The 23039-nt window shown below is 62.6% G+C and carries 20 protein-coding genes; 18 read left to right on the top strand and 2 right to left on the bottom strand.

Translation table 11 applies throughout. The features are described from left to right. Positions 1-20 precede the first annotated feature (20 nt). Complete coding sequence (dnaJ, locus tag K3165_RS01765; protein WP_221547153.1) at positions 21-1136, top strand: molecular chaperone DnaJ; 1116 nt, start codon at positions 21-23, stop codon at positions 1134-1136. A gap of 3 nt (positions 1137-1139) precedes the next feature. On the opposite strand, the gene K3165_RS01760 is transcribed toward dnaJ, so the two are convergent. Continuing rightward, a complete protein-coding gene (locus K3165_RS01760) occupies positions 1140-3455 on the bottom strand; it encodes a patatin-like protein (RefSeq protein ID WP_221547152.1) in 2316 nt (771 codons plus the stop codon). A 70-nt stretch (positions 3456-3525) separates the two neighbouring features. On the opposite strand from K3165_RS01760, the gene radA reads away from it, so the two are divergent. From radA to K3165_RS01710, 10 genes are all read left to right on the top strand, one after another. Then, a complete protein-coding gene (gene radA, locus K3165_RS01755; protein ID WP_221547151.1) occupies positions 3526-4890 on the top strand; it encodes a DNA repair protein RadA in 1365 nt (454 codons plus the stop codon). A 34-nt stretch (positions 4891-4924) separates the two neighbouring features. After that, positions 4925-5458: a CvpA family protein gene (locus K3165_RS01750; protein WP_221547150.1), complete on the top strand. Its 534-nt coding sequence runs from the start codon at positions 4925-4927 to the stop codon at positions 5456-5458. Further along, the gene (locus tag K3165_RS01745; protein ID WP_221547149.1) at positions 5455-5883 is read left to right on the top strand and encodes an iron-sulfur cluster assembly scaffold protein; all 429 of its coding nucleotides are present in this window, start codon (positions 5455-5457) and stop codon (positions 5881-5883) included. Before K3165_RS01750 ends, K3165_RS01745 begins: the two co-directional genes overlap by 4 nt. 35 nt (positions 5884-5918) lie before the next feature. Continuing rightward, positions 5919-7583, top strand: a complete 1665-nt coding sequence (locus K3165_RS01740; RefSeq protein WP_221547148.1) for an MFS transporter — start codon at positions 5919-5921, stop codon at positions 7581-7583. Next, complete coding sequence (alr, locus tag K3165_RS01735; protein WP_221547147.1) at positions 7580-8617, top strand: alanine racemase; 1038 nt, start codon at positions 7580-7582, stop codon at positions 8615-8617. The genes K3165_RS01740 and alr overlap by 4 nt, the downstream gene beginning before the upstream one ends. A gap of 84 nt (positions 8618-8701) precedes the next feature. Beyond that, the gene (gene phaR / locus K3165_RS01730) at positions 8702-9253 is read left to right on the top strand and encodes a polyhydroxyalkanoate synthesis repressor PhaR (RefSeq protein ID WP_221431179.1); all 552 of its coding nucleotides are present in this window, start codon (positions 8702-8704) and stop codon (positions 9251-9253) included. 65 nt (positions 9254-9318) lie between these two features. Beyond that, positions 9319-10860 (top strand): proline--tRNA ligase, encoded by a 1542-nt coding sequence (gene proS / locus K3165_RS01725; RefSeq protein WP_221547146.1) that lies wholly within the window; start codon positions 9319-9321, stop codon positions 10858-10860. Positions 10861-10897: 37 nt separating this feature from the next. Continuing rightward, positions 10898-12244, top strand: coding sequence for a M20/M25/M40 family metallo-hydrolase (locus K3165_RS01720; RefSeq protein ID WP_221547145.1), 1347 nt, complete (start codon positions 10898-10900; stop codon positions 12242-12244). 12 nt (positions 12245-12256) lie between these two features. Beyond that, positions 12257-14560, top strand: coding sequence for a ribonuclease R (gene rnr, locus K3165_RS01715; protein ID WP_221547144.1), 2304 nt, complete (start codon positions 12257-12259; stop codon positions 14558-14560). A 52-nt stretch (positions 14561-14612) separates the two neighbouring features. After that, positions 14613-15128 (top strand): peroxiredoxin-like family protein, encoded by a 516-nt coding sequence (locus tag K3165_RS01710; protein WP_221547143.1) that lies wholly within the window; start codon positions 14613-14615, stop codon positions 15126-15128. 4 nt (positions 15129-15132) lie between these two features. Here the strand turns inward: K3165_RS01710 and K3165_RS01705 are convergent, their stop codons facing one another. Continuing rightward, positions 15133-15585: a universal stress protein gene (locus K3165_RS01705; RefSeq protein ID WP_221547142.1), complete on the bottom strand. Its 453-nt coding sequence runs from the start codon at positions 15583-15585 to the stop codon at positions 15133-15135. Between the two features lie 129 nt (positions 15586-15714). Between K3165_RS01705 and K3165_RS01700 the strand changes: the two genes are divergently transcribed. The 7 genes from K3165_RS01700 (at position 15715) to K3165_RS01670 (ending at position 22995) form a co-directional block, all read left to right on the top strand. Beyond that, the gene (locus K3165_RS01700) at positions 15715-17010 is read left to right on the top strand and encodes a pyruvate dehydrogenase complex dihydrolipoamide acetyltransferase (protein WP_221547141.1); all 1296 of its coding nucleotides are present in this window, start codon (positions 15715-15717) and stop codon (positions 17008-17010) included. A gap of 32 nt (positions 17011-17042) precedes the next feature. Beyond that, the gene (locus K3165_RS01695) at positions 17043-17507 is read left to right on the top strand and encodes a DUF6650 family protein (RefSeq protein WP_221547140.1); all 465 of its coding nucleotides are present in this window, start codon (positions 17043-17045) and stop codon (positions 17505-17507) included. Continuing rightward, the gene (locus K3165_RS01690) at positions 17500-17877 is read left to right on the top strand and encodes an acyl-CoA thioesterase (RefSeq protein ID WP_221547139.1); all 378 of its coding nucleotides are present in this window, start codon (positions 17500-17502) and stop codon (positions 17875-17877) included. The genes K3165_RS01695 and K3165_RS01690 overlap by 8 nt, the downstream gene beginning before the upstream one ends. Positions 17878-18046: 169 nt before the next feature. Next, entirely contained in the window at positions 18047-19459 is a 1413-nt protein-coding gene (gene lpdA, locus K3165_RS01685; protein WP_221547138.1) for a dihydrolipoyl dehydrogenase, read from the top strand. A 28-nt stretch (positions 19460-19487) separates the two neighbouring features. After that, positions 19488-21347, top strand: a complete 1860-nt coding sequence (locus K3165_RS01680) for a cation:proton antiporter domain-containing protein (RefSeq protein ID WP_221547137.1) — start codon at positions 19488-19490, stop codon at positions 21345-21347. After that, complete coding sequence (locus K3165_RS01675) at positions 21344-22270, top strand: aminotransferase class IV (protein WP_221547136.1); 927 nt, start codon at positions 21344-21346, stop codon at positions 22268-22270. Before K3165_RS01680 ends, K3165_RS01675 begins: the two co-directional genes overlap by 4 nt. Continuing rightward, on the top strand, positions 22267-22995 hold the full coding sequence (locus K3165_RS01670) for a sulfotransferase-like domain-containing protein (protein WP_221547135.1): 729 nt from the start codon (positions 22267-22269) through the stop codon (positions 22993-22995). Before K3165_RS01675 ends, K3165_RS01670 begins: the two co-directional genes overlap by 4 nt. Positions 22996-23039 lie beyond the last annotated feature (44 nt).

Genomic DNA, 23039 nt, shown 5'->3' with positions numbered 1-23039 from the left:
GGTTTTGGGCGGGGGACAGCATGTCAGCTACCGAAGTCGATTTTTACGAACTGCTTGGCGTGAGCCGCGATGCCGATGGCAAGACCATTAAGAGTGCCTATCGCAAGCTCGCGATGAAGCATCATCCGGACAAGAACCCGGGCTGCACCGAGAGCGAGGCCAAGTTCAAGGCGATCAGTGTCGCCTATGACTGCCTGAAGGACCCGCAGAAGCGGGCGGCCTACGACCAGTATGGTCATGCGGCATTCCAGAACGGTGCCGGCGGATCGCACGGTAACGCCGATTTCGGCGATATCGGCGATATCTTCGAGACCATTTTCGGTTCGGCCTTCGGCGGCGGCGGGCGAGCACGGCCGCGCCGTGGGGCGGACCTGCGCTATGACATGGAAATCGGCCTCGAGGATGCCTTCCACGGCAAGTCGACCGATATCGAGATCGAGGTCAGCAAGGCCTGCGATACCTGCCATGGTTCGGGCGCCACGCCCGGCACCCATGCACGCACCTGCAATCTGTGCGGCGGACAGGGCAATGTCCGCGCCAAGCAGGGCTTTTTCGTGGTGGAACGCCCGTGCCCCAACTGCCACGGCGCCGGCGAGATCATTACCAGCCCCTGCCGCGACTGCCGCGGGGAAGGGCGGGTGGACGTCCCACAGAAGCTCGAAGTCGATATCCCGCCCGGTGTCGATACCGGCACGCGTATCCGCCTGTCGGGCAAGGGCGAAGCGGGACCTCGCGGCGCACCTGCGGGCGACCTCTACATATTCGTCCATGTTAAGCCGCACCCGATTTTCCAGCGCGAGGGCACCACGCTCGCGACCCGCGTCCCGATCAGCTTCACCAAGGCAGCGCTGGGCGGATCGATCGAGATCCCGGGGCTCGACGGCGAGGAACTTACGCTCGAAATTCCGGCCGGTATCCAGTCGGGCAAGCAGTTGCGACAGCGCGGTGCGGGTATGCCCGTGCTGCAGGGCCGCGGCCGCGGAGACATGGTGATCGAGATTTCGGTCGAGACGCCGACCAAGCTGAGCAAGGAACAGCGTGCCCTGCTCGAGCAGTTCCGCGACACCGAAACCGGTGACGAGTGTCCCGAAAGCCGTAGCTTCTTCGACAAGATCAAGGATGCGCTGGGGGGCTGACCCTCACCGCATCCGGTCGAGCACTTCGCTCCGGATACCTTCGATCAGGCCCTCGTCGCAGCGCCCCGCCTCGACTTCCTCGTCGAGGATGGCGAGGAAAGCGGTGCGTTTGAAGTTACGACAGGTCTCATCGCCCAGTGGCTCCTCGATGGTCGAGCACACGAGGTCGATCATGCGCTCTGCGCCGTGCAGGCGACCCCAGAGGTAATCGTTCTCGCGATAGGATCGGCTGAAGAAGGCCCCGAAATTGTAGAATTCGACCCCGCGCAAAGTGGCCTGCGAGCCGCCTTCGCGAATGCTGCGCGCGTCGTCCGGACTGATCCGGTCGACCTTTACCGGATCGAACTCTGTCAGGCCTTCGTTGCGAAGCAGCGGCAGTGTGGCGACGTCGTAGAAGGGGAAGCCGAGATAAGCGAAGAGCATGCGCCGCTTCAGGTTGGCGGGCATTTCGGCCAGCAACTCGGCGAGCATTTCTTCCGTGCGATCGTCGGCATCGGGCAGCAGCCGCTTGGCTTCGATATGGTCGAGCAAGCTTCCGGGATCGGCAAGGACATTTTCGGCCTTCTCGGCGAAGTCATCACCCAAGGAGGCCAGGCTTTCCTTCTCGAAATACAGTGCAAGGATCTTGTAGACCGCGTCACGCCCCGTTTCGAGCGCATCGTCGGAAATTTCAGGGTCTGCTTCCCAATCGCGGGCCAGCCTCCGGGCGAGCAGGCGCAACCGGCGGATCCGGAAACCGATATCGTGTTCCCTGAAGAACCGGATCGCATCGGGCGTCGCCCCGGCGGTCTCGTGGCTGATCGGATCGATCCCGCGTCGGCGGAGCTCTTCCCGCAGGACCTCTTCGATGGGGGCCGGCGAGGCGAGGTGGAGCGACGGCGCGGCATCCCAGGCGAGCTTCGCAATGCGCGCGACGATCCCGCTCAGCTTTGCTTGGGCGTAGGAGTGGAATGCGTATCCTGCCTGTTCCGCGGCCGCCTGCTGCGCCTTCTGCCGCCAGACCTTGAGCCGCTTCGGCGTCGGGCTGTCGAGGAAGAGGGTGAAGCCGAAGAGCTTTTCGACCGCACGTTCCACCTCTGGCCGGAGCGCGGCGACGATCCGCGAAAGCCGCTCAGCCTCGCGGCTCTGCTCTTCGAGTTGCTCGAGGTTGTCGCGGATGGGCTGCTCGCGCGGGATCGCCGAAAGCGACCCGAAGATTGCCGTGAAGAAGCCCACGTCGCGTCTGCCACGCGCCTCCCATTCACCGAAGCGGTCGGGGCGGGGATCGACATAGACGAAGCGCCGGTCGACCTCGCGCTGTGCGGGCCTCCCGCGCAGCGCCGCCATCGCACCCGAGAAGGGCTTGTTGACCAATACCGACCCGTCGATGAGCGAGACGCTGTCGACACAGTCGCGCATGACGTGGACCGGCATGATCCGGTCGAGGAATTCGTCCCGCGAGGCCCAGCCCTGTCCGGTTTCTTCCGCGAGGCGGTCGATCTCCTCGACCTTGAGCGGGGGAAAGGCGCCGGGGAAACTGGCCGTGGCGCGGGCGGCGAAGACGAGTTCCATCGGGTCGGAAAGGTTCTGTCCGCCTGTCTCGGGCGTCTTGCGCCGGATCGCGATGGGCAGGCGATGTTCGCTGTCCTCGACCACCGGAGGACTGTGAAGATGCAGCAGTTCGAGATAGCCGTGGAAGTCGGTAGCGGTAACATACAGGTCGAGCGGATGGCGCGGCGGCAGGAGCGGAGCCTCCGGAGTGGTTTCGGCCATCGCCAAAAATGCCCGGTGCAGGAGCTTGGAAAAACCCAGCCCGGAGAAGGGTGGTTCGAACCAGCGTCCGCGAATGAGGTGGGAAACCTTGCGGCGGACCTCGTCGCGGGTTTCGGGGGCAACCTGTTCGGATAGTTCGTTCCCCGGGCGGCTCAAAAGCCAGCTCGCCAGCGGTTGGGCCCAGATCTTGCCGCCCGACCAGCGAAGCTTGGCATCCGGGTCGGTGAGTTCGTCGACATCGGCGACTTCGAGCCACAGTTCGGTCAGCGGTTCGAGGCTCTGTCCCGAGTAGATCGCCTGTGCGAGGAACACGGCGTTGATGCCGCCCGCACTTGCACCGCTGGCAATGTCGGGAAGTACGCGCAGGCGCAGGCCCTGTTCTGTTTCGATATGCTCGAGCAGGTCGCGATACACGTCGTGAACACCGCCGCGTTGTCCGGCGCCGGAATGGAAATCGCGGCTCGCACGGGCAAGCTGCCACAGCTCCCTTGTCACCCCGTGCATATAGACTGCCAGGCTGACCCCGCCGTAGCAGACAAGTGCGATCCTCAGTTCCTTTTGCCGCATCCCCTTGCTTGTGCACAGACACGCGGACAAAGGCAATTGCGTTCTGCAAATGTTCTGTTAGTCAATCGCCATGGCCAAGCCCAAGAAACGCTATGTCTGTCAGGCCTGCGGGTCGGTGTCCCACCGATGGCAGGGTCAATGCGCTGATTGCGCTGAGTGGAACACGCTGGTGGAAGACGCGCCGGCAACCGTGTTTTCCATGAAGCATGATTTGTCGAGCGGGGGCAGGGCGGTCGAGTTCGTCGACCTGAACAAGCCCGGCGAATTGCCGATCCGCCAGAAGACGGGTTTGGCGGAATTCGACCGAGCGCTGGGCGGCGGCCTCGTCCCTGGCAGCGCGATCCTGATGGGCGGCGATCCGGGTATCGGAAAGTCGACGCTGCTCTTGCAGGCAGCGGCCAAGGTCGCACGGGAAGGGCACGGTGTCGTCTACGTCAGCGGCGAGGAAGCTTCAGGGCAGGTCCGCATGCGCGCAGCCCGTCTCGGACTGTCCGATGCGCCGGTGAAGCTGGCTGCGGCAACCGGTGTCCGCGATATCCTGACAACCCTCGGTTCGATGGAAACGCCCAAGTTTCTCGTCATCGACTCCATCCAGACGATGCATTCCGACACCATCGAAGGCGCGCCGGGAACGGTGAGCCAGGTACGCGGATGCGCTTTCGAGCTGATCCGCTATGCCAAGGAAAACGGCGTCGCGCTGGTGCTGGTCGGGCACGTGACCAAGGACGGCAATATCGCTGGCCCTCGCGTGCTGGAACACATGGTCGACGTGGTAATGAGCTTCGAAGGCGAACGCAGCCATCAGTATCGTATCCTTCGTGCGCTGAAGAACCGCTTCGGCGCGGTCGATGAAATCGGCGTCTTCGCCATGGCGGGTGACGGGCTCGAGGAAGTCGAGAACCCATCCATGCTGTTCCTGTCGGGACGCGACCAGCCGATGGCGGGAAGCTCGGTATTCCCGGCGATGGAAGGCACGCGACCGGTGCTCGTGGAAATCCAGGCGCTGATCGTTAGGCTTCAATCCGGCGCAACACCGCGCAGAGCGGTCGTTGGATGGGACAACGGGAGGCTTGCCATGCTGCTCGCGGTGCTGGAATCGCGCTGCGGTCTCTCTTTCAGTTCGGCGGAGGTCTATCTCAATGTCGCAGGTGGTTACCGCCTGTCCGATCCCGCTGCCGATCTCGCCGTGGCCGCTGCACTGGTCAGTGCATTGGCAGACAAGCCGCTACCCGACCGAAGTGTCTGGCTCGGCGAGGTCAGTCTTGCCGGCGAAGTTCGACCCGTTGCCCATGGAGGGATAAGAATGCGCGAGGCTGCAAAGCTCGGATTCAAGCGCGGCTTCGGTCCGTCCGACCCGAAGAACGCCTCGCCCGACCTTGATTATTCGGGCTTGGGACAACTGGCAAACCTCGTTGACCGTGTGATGAGCAGTTAATAAACCGCAAAGCCCTAGGGATTAATGGGGTTTTATGACGGGTTTCGATCTTATCGTGCTGCTTATCGTTGGCGTGGCCGCCATCGGTGGCTTCATGCGCGGTTTTTTGCAGGAAGTGCTCTCGCTCGGGTCGTGGATCCTTGCGGCTTTCGCGATTCGCTATCTCCACACGCCGCTGACGCTGGTGATGCAGGACTATATCGGCCCCAGCGTCGCCACATCGGTCATGGCTTTCGTGTTGCTCCTCCTCATTCCCTACGCGGCGATGAAGGTCATTGCGAACAATGTGGGCGAGGCTTCGCGTAGTTCGGTGCTCGGCCCGATCGACCGCGTTCTCGGCTTCGGTTTCGGGACCCTCAAGGGCATGATCATCGTCGTGATCGGCTTCTCGCTTCTCGTGCTCGGTTATGACCGCGTGTGGGACTATCGCGGTCGCCCCGTCTGGATCACTACGGCAAACAGCTATGAGCTGATCGACGGCGGTTCGCGGACATTGGTCGAAATCCTCGCGCAGCGGCGTGCCGAACTTCGCGGCGAGGAAGCAGAAGCCGAAGAACCCGAAGAGTGACTTCGCGACCCGGCGGCGCGCTCTATTCGCCCGCTTTGCTCGGGCTGGCGGTTGAACTTGCCGAGTATCCTTTCAACAAGGACGCATCGTTGTTTGGCGAAGCGCACTCGCGCAGTTGTGGCAGCACGCTTGCCGTGTCGTTCGAGCCTGGTTTCAGTGATCTCGGATTGAGGGTGACTGCCTGCGCTGTCGGGCAGGCGTCTGCAGCGATCTTTGCCCGTCACGCAGCAGGACGCGACCCTGCCGAAATCGCGGAAGTTACCGCTGCCATTGAAGCATGGTTATCCGCGGAAGGCCCGCAACCTGACTGGCCCGACATCGCGATGCTGGAAGCGGCAAGGGACTATCCGGCGCGACACGGGGCGATACTCTTGCCGTGGAAGGCCGCGCTCGATGCGCTTTCCAAGGGCGCAGCGGACCGCTAGACGGCCCTGACAAAAGCCAGAGGGGATCGGAGAGAATGGCCAGCGGCAGCACAGTGACACAGCGCGAGCCGAGCGAGAACGAGATCAAGCTCGTCATCGGGGCAAGCAGCGCCGGCACCATCTTCGAATGGTACGACTTCTTCATCTACGGCACGCTCGCCTACATCCTCAAAGACGCCTTCTACGACGTCGATAACGAGACGCTCGGCCTGCTCCTGGTGTGGTCGACCTTTGCTGTCGGCTTTGCCTTCCGCCCGATCGGCGCGATCCTGTTCGGCTTCCTGGGCGACCGGTTGGGTAGGAAATACACCTTCCTCGTCACGGTCACGCTCATGGGCATCGCAACGGCGGGAGTCGGCCTGATCCCGACGGTCGCGACTATCGGGATTGCGGCCCCTATCATCGTCATACTGCTACGCGTGCTCCAGGGCCTTGCGCTCGGGGGCGAATATGGCGGCGCAGCCATTTACGTCGCCGAGCATGCACCGCCCGAAAAGCGCGGTTTCTACACCAGCTTCATCCAGGCGAGCGTCGCGGGCGGTTTCGTCCTGTCGATCGCCGTGGTGCTCGCTTGCCGCTTCTTGATCCCCGAGGATGACTTCCAGGCATGGGGTTGGCGAGTGCCGTTCCTGCTGTCCATCATCCTGCTCGGCATCTCGCTGTGGATGCGCCTGAAGCTGTCCGAAAGCCCGGTATTCCAGGCGATGAAGGAAGCCGGTGAAACGGCCGAAAATCCGTTCGTCGAGAGCTTCACATATCCCGGAAACAAGAAGCGCATCTTCGTGGCGCTGTTCGGTGTCACGGGCATCCTGACCACCATCTGGTACACCGCTTTCTTCAGCGGCATGAGCTTCCTGCGGGGACCGATGCATGTCGACGACCTCACGGTCGAACTGATCCTGTTCGTGTCCGGCCTCATTGCGATGACTTTCTACGTCTTTATCGGCAAGTGGTCTGACAAGGTTGGTCGCAAGAAGCCGATCATCATCGGCGCCGTGGCAACTCTCGCGCTGCTGTTTCCGGCCTTCTGGACCTTGGGCAATCTCGCCAATCCGGGCATCGCGGAAGCAGCGGAAAGGACCCCGATCACCGTTTCGGGACCCGAATGTTCGACCGACCCCTTCGCCGACCTGTTCGACCGCGAACAGAGCGATTGCGGGAAGGTGCTCGAGGTCCTGACCGCTGCGGGCGTTCCCTATGACCTCACACCGGGAAGTGACCTCCAGCTTTCGGCAGGTGGCGAACAGATCGCCATCGATCCGGTATGGTTCGAGGATGGTGCAGCCCGGCGTGACGGCATCCGTGCGGCGCTTGGCGAGTATGGCTTCGATTTCAGCAAGCAGCAGCCGGCGTTTGCGAACATCCTCGGGATCGTGGCGGTGTTGCTCGGTCTCGGCATGCTTTCGGCGCTGACCTACGGTTCTGTCGCGGCTCTCTTGTCCGAGATGTTCCCGGCCAAAATCCGCTACAGTTCGATGTCGATCCCCTACCACATCGGCGCGGGCTATCTCGGTGGCTTCCTGCCGCTGATCGCAGGCGTCATCGTGGCGAGCACGGGGAATATCTATTCCGGCCTGTGGTACACCTGGGTCGTCGTCGCCTTCGGTGTCGTCGTCGCATGGTGGGGCCTGCCCAGCGGCCCGCCGGCTGATTTCGAGGATTCGGGCGACGCACCGCCCGCATCGCCCGTTACCCCGTGAGCGACGTTCCGCCGCCAACCCTTCGCCTGAGGATCGACCACGAGGCGCTCGCCTCGAATTGGTCTGCGCTCGACCGCATGTCGGGCAATGCAAGGGCGGGTGCCGCAGTAAAGGCCGATTGCTACGGACTGGGTGTCGTGAATTGCTTGCCGACCCTGGTCGAAGCCGGTGCGCGCGATTTCTTCGTCGCGCACTGGAGCGAAGTTGCACCCGTTCTCGAGCACGCCCCGCCGGAACAGGTCGCCGTCCTCCACGGGCCGCTGGACAATGCGGAAGCCGCCTATGCGCGTGCAACCGGCGTGCGGCCCGTTATCGATAGTGTGCGACAGGCCAAGCTCTGGACCGAGAGTGGCGGGGGGCCATGCCACCTAATGGTCGATAGCGGGATCAACCGCCTTGGCATCCGACCGGAAGAGGTTTCCGACCCGCTGGTGCAGTCGCTCGAAGTCGAAGTGCTGATGAGCCACCTCGCCTGCGCGGACGAAGATAGCGCCATGAACATGCGGCAAGTGGAGGATTTCCGCGCGATCCTGCCGTTGATCGATCACAAGGTTGAAAGCCTTGCGAACAGCGCGGGCATCGCTCTCGGACGCGACTATCACTTCGATCTCACACGACCGGGCCTGTCCCTCTACGGTGGAGTGCCGCGGGGTGAGTTGGCACCGGAAATTCGCCAGGTCGCCTATCCCGAGGCCGCGATCATCCAGACACGCAACCTGCGTGCGGGCGAGACCGTCGGATACAACGCGACCTTCACTGCCAAGAGCGACATGCGCGCCGGCGTGCTCTCGCTCGGCTATGCCGACGGGATCCTGCGAAGCTGGGGCGGGGCGGCGTTCGAGCATGAAGGACGCAGCCTCCCGATACTCGGCAAGGTCTCGATGGACATGATCGTGATCGACCTCGACGAGGCGCCCGAACTGGTCGAGGGAGACTGGGTTTCTCTGCCCTATTCGCTCCCCCATGCTGCGCGGCAAACCGCTCTGTCGCAATACGAATTGCTTACCGTTTTGGGACACCGGTTCGATCGCTGAACCTGCCGTGTTGCACTGCACATTGTGCAAGTGCTAAGCACCCCCGCATTGCACAACGGGGCAGAAGTGGGGAGAAGTAGCGACATGGCAAAGCGGACCGCCGAGGGCGAACCGATCATCATCAAGAAGTACGCCAACCGGCGTCTCTATAACACCGATACCTCGAGCTACATCACGCTCGACGATCTGGCGAAGATGGTCCGCGAAAATGTCGACTTCCAGGTCCTCGACGCGAAGTCGGGCGACGACATTACCCACACCATCCTTACCCAGATCATCGTCGAGGAAGAGAGCCACGGCACGCAAATGCTGCCGGTCAGCTTCCTGCGCGACCTGATCAGCATGTATGGCAATTCGATGCAGTCGATGATGCCGAGCTATCTCGAAGCGAGCATGGCGAACTTCCGCAAGAACCGCGAACAGCTGCAGTCGGCCTTTGCGAAGGGGATCGAGGGCAACCCGCTTGCAAAAATGGCGGAAGCCAACATCAAGATGATGCAGAATGCCGCGGAGGCTTTCATCCCGGTGACCCGCAAGGGTGCGGATGCGGCCAAGAAAGAAGCCGACGACGAGCTCGCCCAGATGCGCGAACAGATGGCTGCGATGCAGAAGAAGCTGGACGAGCTGAGCAAGTAGTCGACCAGTCGCTTGCGAGACGCTAGGGGCGGGCGCGAGACCAATCACAACGTGAGAATCGAACTGTGGCCAACATCCGCCATGCCTTGAATGCCCGCCGTGCCGATGATTTCGCGGCATGGTACCAGGAAGTCATCTCAGCTGCCGAAATGGCCGAGGAATCGGGCGTTCGCGGCTGTATGGTCATCCGTCCGTGGGGCTACGGCATCTGGGAGCGCATGCAGCGTCTCCTCGACGACCGGATCAAGGCGACCGGCCATTCGAACGCCTATTTCCCGATCTTCATCCCGCTCTCCAATTTCGAGCGCGAGGCGGAGCACGTCGAAGGCTTTGCCAAGGAAATGGCAGTCGTCACGCACCACCGCCTGATCGCTGGCCCCGATGGCGGTCTGATCCCGGATCCCGAAGCCAAGCTGGAAGAGCCGCTGGTCGTGCGCCCGACTTCGGAAACGATCATTGGCGATGCCATGGCGCGCTGGGTGCAGAGCTGGCGTGACCTGCCGCTGAAGCTCAACCAGTGGGCGAATGTCGTGCGCTGGGAAATGCGTACCCGCATGTTCCTGCGCACCAGCGAATTCCTCTGGCAGGAAGGCCATACCGCCCACGCTGACGAGGCGGAGGCTAAGGACCACACGCTGACCATGCTCGAAGTCTATCGCGCCTTTGCGGACGAAGACCTCGCGCTGGCCGTCGTCCCTGGCGAAAAGCCCGAAAACGAGCGCTTCCCTGGTGCAGTAGAGACCTGGTCGATCGAAGCCATGATGCAGGATGGCAAGGCGCTGCAGGCGGGCACCAGCCACTATCTCGGTACCAATTTCTCCAAGGCTTCCGGGATCAAGTACCAGAACAAGGATGGCGGTGAGAGCCTTTGCCATACGACCAGTTGGGGCGTATCGACCCGCATGGTCGGCGGTGTCATCATGACCCATGGCGATGACGACGGCCTACGCCTGCCGCCCAAGATCGCGCCGCAGCAGGTCGTGATCCTGCCGATGCTGCGCGACAAGCCCGAAGACGAACCGCTGATCGAATATTGCGAGGCGCTGCGCGCTACGCTCGCCAGCCAGCACGTGCTCGGCGAACCGCTGCGCGTCCTGCTCGACACACGTCCGGGCAAGGCTGCCGCCAAGCGTTGGGATTATGTCCGGAAAGGTGCGCCGATCATAATCGAAGTCGGCGGACGCGACATGGACAATGGCGTAGTCAGTCTGCTGCGCCGTGACCGTCTTTGGGACACGGAAACCGGCAAGCCGGCCTTCCAGACCCCGACGCGCGAAGTCGCAGGCCAGACCGTGCCCGATATCCTCGCCGACATGCAGGCCTCGCTTTTGACTGAGGCTGCCGAGCGTCGCGAAGCCAATATCACGCGCGGGGTGTCGAGCTTCGAGGAAGTCGAGACTTTCTTCTCCTCCTCGCGCTATCCGGGCTGGGTAGAGGTGCAGTGGTCCAAGCCTACCGGCGACGCACTCGAAAAGGCCGTCGAGCGGTTGAAGGAGCACAAGCTCACCATCCGCAACGTGCCCATGGATGCCGCGCCGGTCGATGGCGACTGCATCTTCACAGGCGAGAAGGCGGTCGAACGGGTCCTGCTGGCGAAAGCCTACTGACTTGATCTGAGGGCGGTTCTGCAACAGACAGGTGGGTATGAAGAAACTCGCCCTGTTCGCCGCCCTCCTTGCAACACCGCTCGTCGCGCAGGAGGCCGATCCGGCTGCGGACGTCTCCGAAGAGCGCTTGCGCGCCGATATCGATACGCTGGTTGGTTTCGGGACCCGCCACACGCTTTCCGAACAGGACAATCCGACCCGAGGAATCGGCGCTGCAGTCGACTGGGGCCTCGCCGAGTTCGGTCGTATTTCAGAAACTTGCGAGGGTTGCCTCGAAATCGTCGCTCCCGAGCGGATCGAGGAGGGGAGGCGCCTTCCGCGTCCCACGCGTATTCGCAATGCCGTTGCCATCCAGAGCGGGACCGAGCGGCCCAATGAAGTCGTCATCGTGCAGGCCCACATCGACAGCCGCGTGACCGATGCGATGGACTGGGAAAGCGATGCGCCCGGCGCGAATGACGATGGTTCGGGCACAGTCCTCGTTCTTGAGGCGGCCCGGGCACTGAGCCAGCGTAGCTATCCGGTTACGATTGTCTACGCATTGCTTTCGGGCGAAGAGCAGGGCCTCTACGGAGGACGCTTGATGGCGGACTACGCAGCAGAGCAGGGCTGGCAGGTAAAAGCTGTCCTAAACAACGATGTCGTGGGCAACAGCTGCGGCAGCGACGGCTATTGCGATCCCGATCACGTCCGCGTCTTCTCCGAAGGCCCGCGCGCCGACCTCACCGATGCGATCCGTTCGGCACAGCGCCGGGAGGGTGGAGAGAACGACAGCCCGAGCCGCAATCTTTCGCGCTGGCTCGACGATCTCGCCGACGAAACCGAGGGCGGGCTCGACGTGCGCCAGATCTGGCGGGTCGACCGCATGGGTCGAGGCGGCGACCAGATCCCCTTCATGGAAAAGGGCTATCCGGCGATCCGCATCGCGGTCGCGGTCGAGGATTACGAACACCAGCACCAAGACCTGCGGGTAGAGGACGGCGTGACCTATGGCGATACAGCTGACGAGATGGATTTCGCCTATCTCGCCAAGGTGACCCAATTCAACATCCGAGCGCTCGACAGGCTGGCAAGTACTCCTGCGCCGCCGGCCTCCACGGCCCGTGCAGCCGTGCAGACGTTCACCGATATTGCATGGGAAGAAGTGCCCGGAGCGATCGGTTACACGGTCTGGCAGCGCCGAACCGACGAGGCTTATTGGCGCGAGGAGCCGATTATCGAGAACGTAGTCGCCACCAATGCGCGGCTCGAGGGCGTTCGTGGAGACGACTGGATTTTCGGCGTTAGCGCCACCGCTCCCGACGGTTCCCGCAGCCCTGTCTCCAGCGCGGTGCCCGCCGGGCAATTCGCGCCTATTCCGGTGGAAGAGGATGACAGCGAGTAAGCGCGTCCCCATATGACGCGCATGAAAAAACAGAACAGGACCGGAAGGCCGCAGGGTCTTCCGTCGAAAACACAGATACTCGAATTCATCCAGAGCTCCGATCGTCCCGCAGGCAAGCGCGAAATCGCCAAGGCCTTCGGCATCAAGGGGCAGGAAAAGATCGCGCTCAAGAAACGCCTCAAGGAGATGGCCGAAGAAGGCCTTATCGACGGCAGGAAGACCGCATTTCACAAGATGGGCGGATTGCCCAAGGTAACCGTGCTCAAGGTCGTCGAGATCGAGGATGGCGAGCCGATTGCCGTGCCTGAGGCATGGTCTCCGGATGCCCCCGACAAGCCGCCTCGGGTCGTCGTCAAGGAAAGCAAGAAAGTTGCCGCCCTCAAGCGAGGCGACCGTTTCCTCGGCCGGACCGAGGAGCGCGGGAAGGGCTGGATTGCCCACCCGATGAAAAAGCTGCCTGCGCGGACCGAGGGCCTGATGGGCGTCGTCGAGATGGACGGCAGCGGCAAGCCCTGGCTCGCCCCGGTGGACAAGCGCGTCCGCAATTCCTCACCCATCGGCGATCTCGGAGAAGCCAAGGAAGGCGAGCTCGTGCTTGCCGAGCCCATGGGCAAATCGCCGCGCGCCAAGGTGAAGGTCGTCGAAGTGATTGGCGATCCGCTCGCCCCCAAGAGCTTCAGCCTCATTGCCATCGCCAAGCACGGCATCCCGCACATTTTCCCCGAAGAGGCGCTGGAAGAAGCGCAGCGCGTGGCCGAACTCCCGCTAAGCGAGGAGAAGCGCGAAGATCTGCGCGATGTGCCCATCGTGGCCATCGATCCCGCCGACGCGCGTGACCACGATGACGCGATCTGGGCCGAGCCCGATGGCGAGGGTGGCTACAAGGCTATCGTCGCGATTGCGGACGTGTCGTTCTACGTCCGGCCGGGCGGCGCGCTGGACAAGGAAGCCCGCAAGCGGGGCAACTCGGTCTATTTCCCCGACCGCGTCGTGCCCATGTTGCCCGAAATCCTTTCGGCAGACGTCTGCTCGCTGGTCGAGAACGAGGACCGGGCGGCGATGGCCTGCCACATCCGCATTTCGCCTGAGGGTAAGGTCACCAAGTGGCGCTTCACCCGCGCCATCGTGCGGCTTGCTGCAAACATCGCCTATGAAGATGCGCAGAAGGCCATCGACGATGACAGCGCCGATGAGGTGCTCAAGAACCTGTGGGGCGCGTGGAAGCTGCTCCACAAGGCGCGCGAGGCTCGTGATCCGCTCGATCTGGAACTGCCCGAACGGCAGGTTCGCCTGAACGACGAAGGCAAGATCGAGGAAATCGCCGTGCGCGAACGCCTCGACGCGCACCGCGTGGTCGAAGATTTCATGATCGCGGCCAATGTCGCAGCGGCCAAGGCGCTCGAAGAGAAGGCCGCACCGGTGGTCTATCGCATCCACGAGACGCCGAGCCGCGAAAAGCTGATGGCGTTCAAGGAATACCTCGCCAGCCAAGGCCGCAGTTTCGCCATGGGGCAGGTCATCACGCCGGGCCTCTTCAACCGCATGCTCAAGGATATCTCCGATCCGGCGGAAAAGGCGCTGATCATGGAGGCCGTCCTGCGCAGCCAGACGCAGGCCTATTACGGCCCTGCGAACTCGGGTCACTTCGGCTTGGCGCTGGGCAGCTATGCCCACTTCACTTCGCCAATCCGGCGCTATGCCGACCTGCTGGTCCATCGCGCGCTGGTCGATTCCTACAAGCTCGAACAGCCTGCACCCAAGGGCAAGATACCCGACGGCTCGGGGCTTTCGGACCGTGATCGTACCGCGCTGAACCAGATCACCGATGCGATCAGCCAGACCGAACGTCGCGCGATGGAGGCAGAGCGTGACACGATCGACCGCTATGTCGCGGCATGGCTCTCGGGCCGCGTGGGCGAGGTCTTCGACACGCGCATCACCGGTGTGCAGGGCTTCGGTTTCTTCGCCACGATCGAGAAGCTCGGTGGTGACGGGCTGGTCCCGGTCACGACGCTGGGCCGCGAATACTTCCGCTACGACGAAGGCGCGCGCGAACTCGTTGGCGAGAACACGGGCACGACCTATGCCGTGGGGGACAGGCTGAAGTTGAGGCTGGCTGAGTCCAACGCCCTGACGGGTGCGCTCAAATTCGAACTGCCGGATGGCGAGGGCGCGCCCATCGAAAAGCGCGGCAACCGTCCGCCGCCGAAGAAGAAACATTTCAAGAAGGGGCAGGGCGCTCCGCGGCAAAAGCACCAGCAGGGCCAGCGCGGAAGGCCGGGCAATATCCGTCACCAGGGTCGGAAGAAGAAGTAGGCGGAACGCAGGCGGTGGCCTCTCCATTGAATGGGCAAAGGAGAAATGATCCATGCTCATTCCCGGACAGAAAGTCCCCGACCTCGACCTGCCGCTGACTATCGATGCGCGCTTCGAACTGTCGAAGCAGTCGCCCGATGCCTTCACCATGCTGGTCTTCTATCGCGGCAAGCATTGCCCGATCTGCAAGAAATATCTGACCGAACTGGGCAGCAAGCTGTCCGGCTTCACCGATAAGGGGATCAACGTCTTCGCAGTGTCGATGGACAGTCCCGAGCGTGCTGCTGTCTCGCACGAGGAATGGGACACTGGCGACGTCCCGCTCGCCCATTCGATGACCGAGCAGAAGGCCCGCGAATGGGGCCTCTACATTTCGGAAAAGCGCGAAGGCAGCGAGGAACCCGACACGTTCAGCGAGCCGGGCCTGTTCCTCGTGAAGCCCGATGGCACCTTGCATTTCGCAGTGGTGCAGAACGCGCCCTTTACGCGTCCCGATCTCGATGATTTGCTGAGCGGCCTGACCTTCACGCTGGAGAATGATTACCCAACGCGCGGCACGCTGACCTGAGCGATCAGGCCAGCTCGTCTAGTTCCTCGCGGCTGAGCTTGCCCGGCACGATATAGAGCGGGCAGGGCAGGCTATTCGCATGAGCGGCGAAGTGGGTGACGAGCGGGTCCTTGCCGCCGTCAGTCGCCGTGCCGAGCACGAGCGCGGCGATCGAACCGTGTTCCTCGATATAGCTGCGGATAACTTCGGCCGGTGATCCCGGACGCACGGTGATCACCGGCATCTTGCCCATCTCGCCGAAGATGTTGCCCGCTGCGTTATTGGCCATTACCTCGGCGCGTTCGCGCGCTTCCTGTTCGATGGTTGCCTGCACCCCGCCGAATGCGTTGAATGTCTGTTGCGGCACGAGGGCGAGGATGTGCACCGATCCGCCGGTCTTCATCGCGCGCAGCGAGGCGAAGCGCAGGGCCTGCTTGGCCTCTTCCGTTTCGTCCATCACGACGAGGTATATTCGCATAAGTCCGGCTCCCTCCGAGGGGCACCGACTACAAGCTAATTCGTATTCTGCGCAAGGACCTTGCGGCTCCGCGCCAAATTGGCCAGAGACCGGCGCAACACATTCCCAGCGAGGACGTAACGTCAAACCATGCCCACGCCGATCAAGATGCCCGCCCTGTCGCCCACCATGGAAGAGGGCACGCTCGCCAAGTGGCTGGTGAAGCCGGGTGATACCGTTTCCGCCGGTGACATCATGGCCGAGATCGAAACCGACAAGGCAACGATGGAATTCGAAGCCGTCGATGAAGGCACGATCGCCTCGATTGCGGTCGAGGAAGGCACCGAGGGCGTCAAGGTCGGCACGGTCATCGCCATGCTCGCCGAGGAAGGCGAGGATCTGGACGAGGCTGCTGCTGCGGCACCGTCGGGCGATGCGGCTCCTGCTCCTGCTGAGAAGCCTGCCGAAGCGAAGGAAGAGGCTGCACCTGCGCCTGCTCCCGCTCCTGCCGCATCACCTGCTCCCGCTGCACCGAAGAGCGATGATGGCAACCGCATCAAGGCCAGCCCTCTCGCTCGCCGTATCGCGGAGCAGAAGGGTCTCGATCTTTCGACAATCACCGGTTCGGGTCCGAACGGCCGCATCGTGAAGGCGGATGTCGAGGATGCGAAGCCCGGCGCTGCGCCTGCCAAGGAAGCTGCTGCCGCATCCTCGCCCGCTCCGGCCAAGCCCGCCACCATGGGCGGCGATCTCGATGCGCCTTACGAAGCGCAGAAGCTCAACAATGTCCGCAAGGTCATCGCGCGCCGCCTGACCGAGGCGAAGCAGACCATCCCGCACATCTACCTCACCGTGGACGTGCGCCTCGACGCGCTGCTCAAGCTGCGCAGCGAACTCAACAAGAGCCTCGAAGCGGACGGCATCAAGCTGTCGGTCAACGACCTGCTGATCAAGGCGCAGGCCCGCGCGCTGCAGCGTGTGCCGCTGTGCAATGTCAGCTTCCAGGGCGACGAGCTCTACCAGTACACGCGCGAGGATATCTCGGTCGCCGTGGCCGCGCCTTCGGGCCTCATCACCCCGATCATCCGCGATGCGGGCCGCAAGGGCCTCGCGCAGATCAGCACCGAGATGAAGGAGCTTGCGGGCAAGGCACGCGACGGCAAGCTGCAGCCGCATGAATTCCAGGGCGGCACCGCCTCGCTCTCCAACCTCGGCATGTTCGGCACCAAGCAGTTCGACGCGGTGATCAACCCGCCGCAGGCGATGATCCTCGCGGTCGGCGCAGGCGAGCAGCGTCCTTACGTCATCGACGGCGCACTGGGCGTCGCCACCGTGATGAGCGCCACCGGCAGCTTCGACCACCGCGCCATCGACGGCGCGGACGGTGCACAATTCATGCAGGCCTTCCAGCAGCTGGTCGAAAACCCGATGGGGCTGCTGGTTTGACGGCACCGCGTCTGAAACAGTTCGCTTCCCGATTGACCGGGTTCTCTACGCCTATTTTTGGCGCGCAATGGACTGCCACGGAGTCGGAACGGGACATTGCCAACAAGTTGATGCTGTATCTCGAGGATCGAAGGGTTCTTTACAATCCATATTACGCAGAGGACCCTCGCCATTGCGTTGAATCGATTATCGACATTCGCTCGTGCCTCTTTGAATTAGCATCGAAGTTAGGTCAGAATTCCGTTCTCCGTAAGCACATCAGAGCAATGCGCGCTGGGGCGCGTGAGTTCATGAACCGCTTAGATTTGAAAGACGATCGTCCTCTAGACGGGTGGCATTTGGACGGAATGGGCGGGAGCATGGATTTCCAAGATGCTCTAGGGCGCTTGCGGTCTGGCTATGGCCTGCATTTGGCATTCGTTGCTGAGCGGTTCGACGTGAAAGTACCCGAAGAATTGCAAGCAATTCTACCGCCAAAGGTTACTAGCGATGACTGACCGCCAGCCCCTCATCCGCGTCACGGCCATGCCTGCCGACACCAACCCCTATGGCGGGGTGTTCGGCGGGTGGCTGATGAGCCAGATGGCACTTGGCGCAGGTTCGCTCGCGAGCCGCGAGGGGAAGGGCAAGGCGGTGGTCGTCTCGGCCACCGATTTCGCCTTCCCCGGCGCGATGCAGGTGGGCGACGAACTGTCGGTTTACTGCGAGATCGCGGCGACCGGAAACACCTCGCTCACCATCACCGCCGAAGCCATCGCCCGCGAGCGTAATGGCGAGGCCGAGACCAAAGTGGCGCAGGGCACGTTCAAATTCGTGCTGCTCGACGAGAACAACCGTCCCCGCGCGGTTGCGGAGCGCTGGGCATGAGCGCTGTCCTAGACACGCGGCTGCATGGCATGGTGCCCGCATGATCGGCGCCGTCATCCCGCACCCGAATACCTATTCCGTTTCCCCTCGCGACCTTCCCGCGCTTTTTAGCGCCAGGACCGTGTTCCATCCGTTTCATCCTGTCGGACCAACCGAAGGCTAAATCAAAATGGCTACCCAATACGACGTCATCGTTCTCGGCTCCGGACCCGGCGGCTATGTCGCGGCGATCCGCTGCGCGCAGCTGGGCCTGAAGACCGCCATCGTCGAACGCGAACTGCTCGGCGGCATCTGTTTGAACTGGGGCTGCATCCCGACCAAGGCGCTGCTGCGCTCGGCGGAGATCCTGCACTATGCCCAGCACGCGAGCGACTATGGCCTCAAGATCGCGGGCAAGATCGAAGCCGACCTCGAAGCGGTGGTGAAGCGCAGCCGCGGCGTAGCCAAGCAGCTCAACCAAGGCGTTACGCACCTGATGAAGAAGAACAAGATAACGGTGCACATGGGGACCGGCACGCTGACCGGCCCGACCAGCCTCACCCTGAAGGGCGAGAAGGGCGAGGAAAACCTCACCGCCAAGCACATTATCGTCGCCACCGGCGCGCGCGCCCGTGACCTGCCGTTCGCCCCTGCCGACGGCAAGCGCGTGTGGACCTATCGCCACGCAATGACCCCGCCCGAGATGCCGAAGAAGTTGCTCGTGATCGGTTCGGGCGCGATCGGCATTGAGTTCGCCAGCTTCTACAACGACATGGGCTGCGACGTGACCGTGGTCGAAATGCTCGACCGGATCGTGCCGGTGGAAGACAAGGACGTCTCCGCCTTCCTCGAAAAGAGCCTGACCAAGCAGGGCATGACCATCATGACCGGCGCGGGTGTGGAAGCGCTCGAGGTGTCGGACAAGGGCGTGAAGGCCAAGGTCAAGGCCAAGGACGGCAAGGTTTCGGAGACCGAGTTCACCCACTGCATCACCGCCATCGGCATCGTGCCGAACACGGAGAACGTCGGGCTGGAAAAGCTGGTCGAGATGGACCGCGGCTTCATTCAGATCGACGACTATGGCCGCACCAAGTCCAAGGGGCTCTGGGCCATCGGCGACTGCACCCCCGGCCCGTGGCTTGCGCACAAGGCGAGTCACGAGGGCGTCACCACTGCCGAGGCAATTGCCAAGGAACTGGGCAACAAGGACGTCCATCCGCACCCGCTCGACCGCGGCAACATCCCGGGCTGCACCTATTGCCATCCGCAAATCGCCAGCGTCGGCCTGACCGAGGCGAAGGCCAAGGAAGCGGGCTACACCGTCAAGGCAGGCACCTTCCCCTTCATCGGCAACGGCAAGGCCATTGCGCTGGGCGAGGCGGAAGGCTTCGTGAAGACCGTGTTCGATGCCAAGACCGGCGAACTGCTCGGCGCGCACATGGTTGGCGCAGAGGTCACCGAGATGATCCAGGGCTTCGTCGTCGGCAAGACGCTGGAGACTACGGAAGCCGAACTGATGAACACCGTCTTCCCGCACCCGACGATCAGCGAGAGCATGCATGAAAGCGTGCTTGCGAGCTACGGCAGGGCGCTGCATATCTGATGCTCGATAGGGGGAGGGCGAGAATACAGTGACCAGTTTCCTGATCCTCGCTTTCCTCATCCTCGTGGCCGGGATCGTCGCTGTCCCGCTGGCAAGCCGCTTCGGGCTCGGCTCGGTCCTCGGCTACCTGCTCGCCGGCATGGCGATCAGTCCGGTTCTCGCGGGCCTCAACGTCGATGTCGAAGCCCTGCAGGTCTTCGCCGAATTCGGCGTGGTAATGATGCTCTTCATCATCGGCCTTGAGATGGAACCCAAACGCCTCTGGGCCATGCGCGGCAAGCTGCTGGGCCTCGGGGGAGGGCAAGTGCTCCTTACTACGCTGGCGATCACCGGGATCGCGCTGCTCGATGCCAATCCGTGGCAGACGGCACTGGCGATGGGTATGGTCCTCGCGCTCTCATCGACCGCGATCATCGTCCAGACCCTGACCGAAAAGAACCTGATGAAGAGCGAGGGCGGGGAGGCCAGCTTCTCGGTCCTCCTCGTGCAGGACGTGGCGGTAATCCCCATTCTCGCACTTCTGCCGATACTCGCAATGCCCGAGCTCTATGCCGGCGCAGGTGGTGAAGGCGGCGGACACGGTCACGGTGGTATCGACCTTACGGCCAACATGCCGGTCTGGCTTGCAGCGTTATCGCGCGTCGCTGCGGTCGCTGGCGTCATTGCCATCGGCATTTTCGCGATCCGGCCCCTGTTCCGTTACATCGCGGCCGCCAATTTGCGCGAACTCTTCACCGCAGCCGCGCTGGGAGTTGTGATCGGCATAGCGCTGCTGATGTCACTTGTCGGTCTATCACCCGCACTTGGCGCATTTGTCGCGGGTGTGGTGCTGGCAACCAGCGAATACCGGCACGAGCTGGAAAGCGACATCAATCCGTTCAAGGGACTGTTGCTCGGCCTGTTCTTCATCACCGTCGGCGCCGGCATCGACTTCGTCCTCGCAAGCGAGATGTGGCAAGACGTGGTCTTCTGGGCCGCCGTCACGATCGCTGCCAAGTTTCTCGTGCTGCTGGTGGTGGGTTGGCTCTACGGCCTTCGCAAACAGGCGCTCTGGCTGTTCTGCCTCAGCCTTCCGCAGGCAGGTGAGTTCGCCTTCGTCCTGATCGCATTTGCGGTCGCCAATGCGGTATTGCCCGAAGCGCTGGCGGACCTGCTGCTCCTGATCGTTGCGCTTACCATGCTCGTCACGCCGCTGTTGTTCATCCTCTACGACAAGGTCATCGCGCATGCCTACTGCACCGACGGCGAAGCGCGCGAGGCGGATGCGATCGAGGAAGAGAACGAGGTCATCATCGCCGGGCGAGGCAGGGTCGGCGGCATCGTCGATCGCATGATCCAGGCGGCGGGCTATTCCACCACCGTGATCGACTATGACAGCAAGCAGCTGGAGATCGTGCGCAAGTTCGGCTTCCGTACGTATTTTGGTGATGCCACGCGGCCCGATCTCCTCCATTCGGCGGGCATCGAAAAGGCCAAGCTGCTGGTCGTCGCCATGGACGAACGCGAGCAGATCGACCGCCTCGTGAAACACGTCACGCAGCATTATCCCGATGTCCACATCATCGCGCGGGCAATCGATCGCAACCATGTCTACGAGCTGTGGGCCTATGGCTGCCGCGATATCATCCGCGAGACCTACGACAGCTCCCTGCGCATGGGCCGCTCGGCTTACGAGGCGCTGGGAATGGATCGCCAGCAGGCAACGGCGGCGATGGATGCGTGGGAGGAAATGGACCGCAAGTTCATGCCCGAAGTCGCCAGCCTCTATCGGCTCGACATTCCCTATCACGAGAACGAACCGCTGATGAAGCGCGTGAAGGAGCTCCGCGCAGAATGGGATCCGGTCCTCCGCGAACAGATGGACGAAATCCTGAAGAGAGGATCATGACGCAGGGAACTCACCACTACGTTGCCGACGAGCGCAACGAGAATGTCCTGATCGACATCAATGGCGAACATTTTGCGCGTCCCGATGCCACGATCAGTGTTTTCGACAGCGGTTTCATGCTCGGCGACGGTGTCTGGGAAGGCATCCGCCTGCATGCCGGCAAGCTGGCCTTCCTCGACCGTCATCTCGACAGGTTGTGGCGCGGTGCCAAGGCAATCCACATGGACTTGGGCATTTCGCGCGAGGAGATGGTGCGGCGGCTTTACGCGGTCCTCCAAGCCAACGGGATGGATGGCGACGGGGTACATATCCGCCTGATGGTGACGCGCGGCATTCGCTCCACGCCCTATCAGGATCCGCGCGTAGTCGTGACGCCTGCGACCATTGTGATCATACCGGAGTGGAAGGAGCCTGCTCCGGAAACGGCGACCCGAATGCTCAAGCTGGCCACGGTCCATGTCCGGCGGGGTTACCCCGACGTACAGGACCCGATGCTCAATTCGCACAGCAAGCTCAACTGCATCACCGCTTGCATACAAGCTGCGCAGGCCGGCGCGGACGAGGGCCTGATGCTCGATCCCCACGGCTTTGTGGCGACCTGCAATTCGACCCATTTCTTCATCGCGAAGGATGGCGAGATTTGGACGTCGAGCGGAGACTACTGCCTCGACGGTATCACGCGGGGCATCGTGATCGAGGTAGCCCGAGAGGCAGGCATCACCGTCCGCGAGCGCAACTTCTCACTTACTCACGTTTATGGTGCGGACGAGGCCTTTACCACCGGGACCTTTGCGGGCGTTGCTCCGGTGGGCTCGGTCGATGGCAGGATACTCGGCGAGAGCAGGGGGCCGATGGTCGAGCGCCTGCAGGGGCTCTATCTCGACCGTCTGGCCCTCGACACGGGTGGCGGAGGCCATTCGTGACGATCAGGATCGCGATGTGGTCCGGTCCGCGTAACATATCGACCGCGATGATGCGTAGCTTCGGCGCGCGTGCGGACTGCGCGGTGTCCGACGAGCCTTTCTACGGCGCATTCCTCAAGGCGAGCGGAGAACCGCACCCGATGGCCCGGGAAACGATCGAGAGCATGGATTGCAATTGGCATTCCGTGCTCGAAAGCCTGTCGGGCGAGGCGCCGGGTGGCGAACCGATCTGGTATCAGAAGCACATGCCGCACCACATGACTGGGCCGGTCGCCCTGGCTGCATTCACGAGCCATCGGCACGCATTCCTCATCCGTGATCCCGATCGGGTTGTGGCAAGCTATCGCAAAAAGAACGAGCTGCGCCGGCCCGAGATGCTCGGCTTCGCGCAGATGAGGCGCTATTTCGAGTTCGAGGCAGAGAGAACGGGGACCGTCCCGCCCGTGGTGGATTCGGATGACATCCTCGCCGATCCCGCAGGAGTTCTCGGCAAGTTGTGTGCGGCGCTCGGCATCGAATGGGATGCTGGCATGTTGCACTGGAAGAAAGGCCCGCACCCCGAAGACGGCATCTGGGGCGAGCATTGGTATGACAAGGTCAACAGCTCGACCGGCTTCGGCAAGCCTTCCGAAGAGATGCCGGTGCTCGACGGCGAATATCGCGAGACTGCCGACGCATGCGGCGACGATTACGAAGAACTGGCCCGCTATCGCATAATGTCCTGACATTCCGGCGCAGTTTCAAGGCGTCTTGCCGCAACTGCCGACGC

It is taken from the genome of Qipengyuania xiamenensis (assembly GCF_019711495.1).
Lineage (GTDB): Bacteria > Pseudomonadota > Alphaproteobacteria > Sphingomonadales > Sphingomonadaceae > Qipengyuania > Qipengyuania xiamenensis.
The sequence above is the reverse complement of the archived record's forward strand: the minus strand, read 5'-3'. Positions and strand labels throughout refer to the sequence as shown.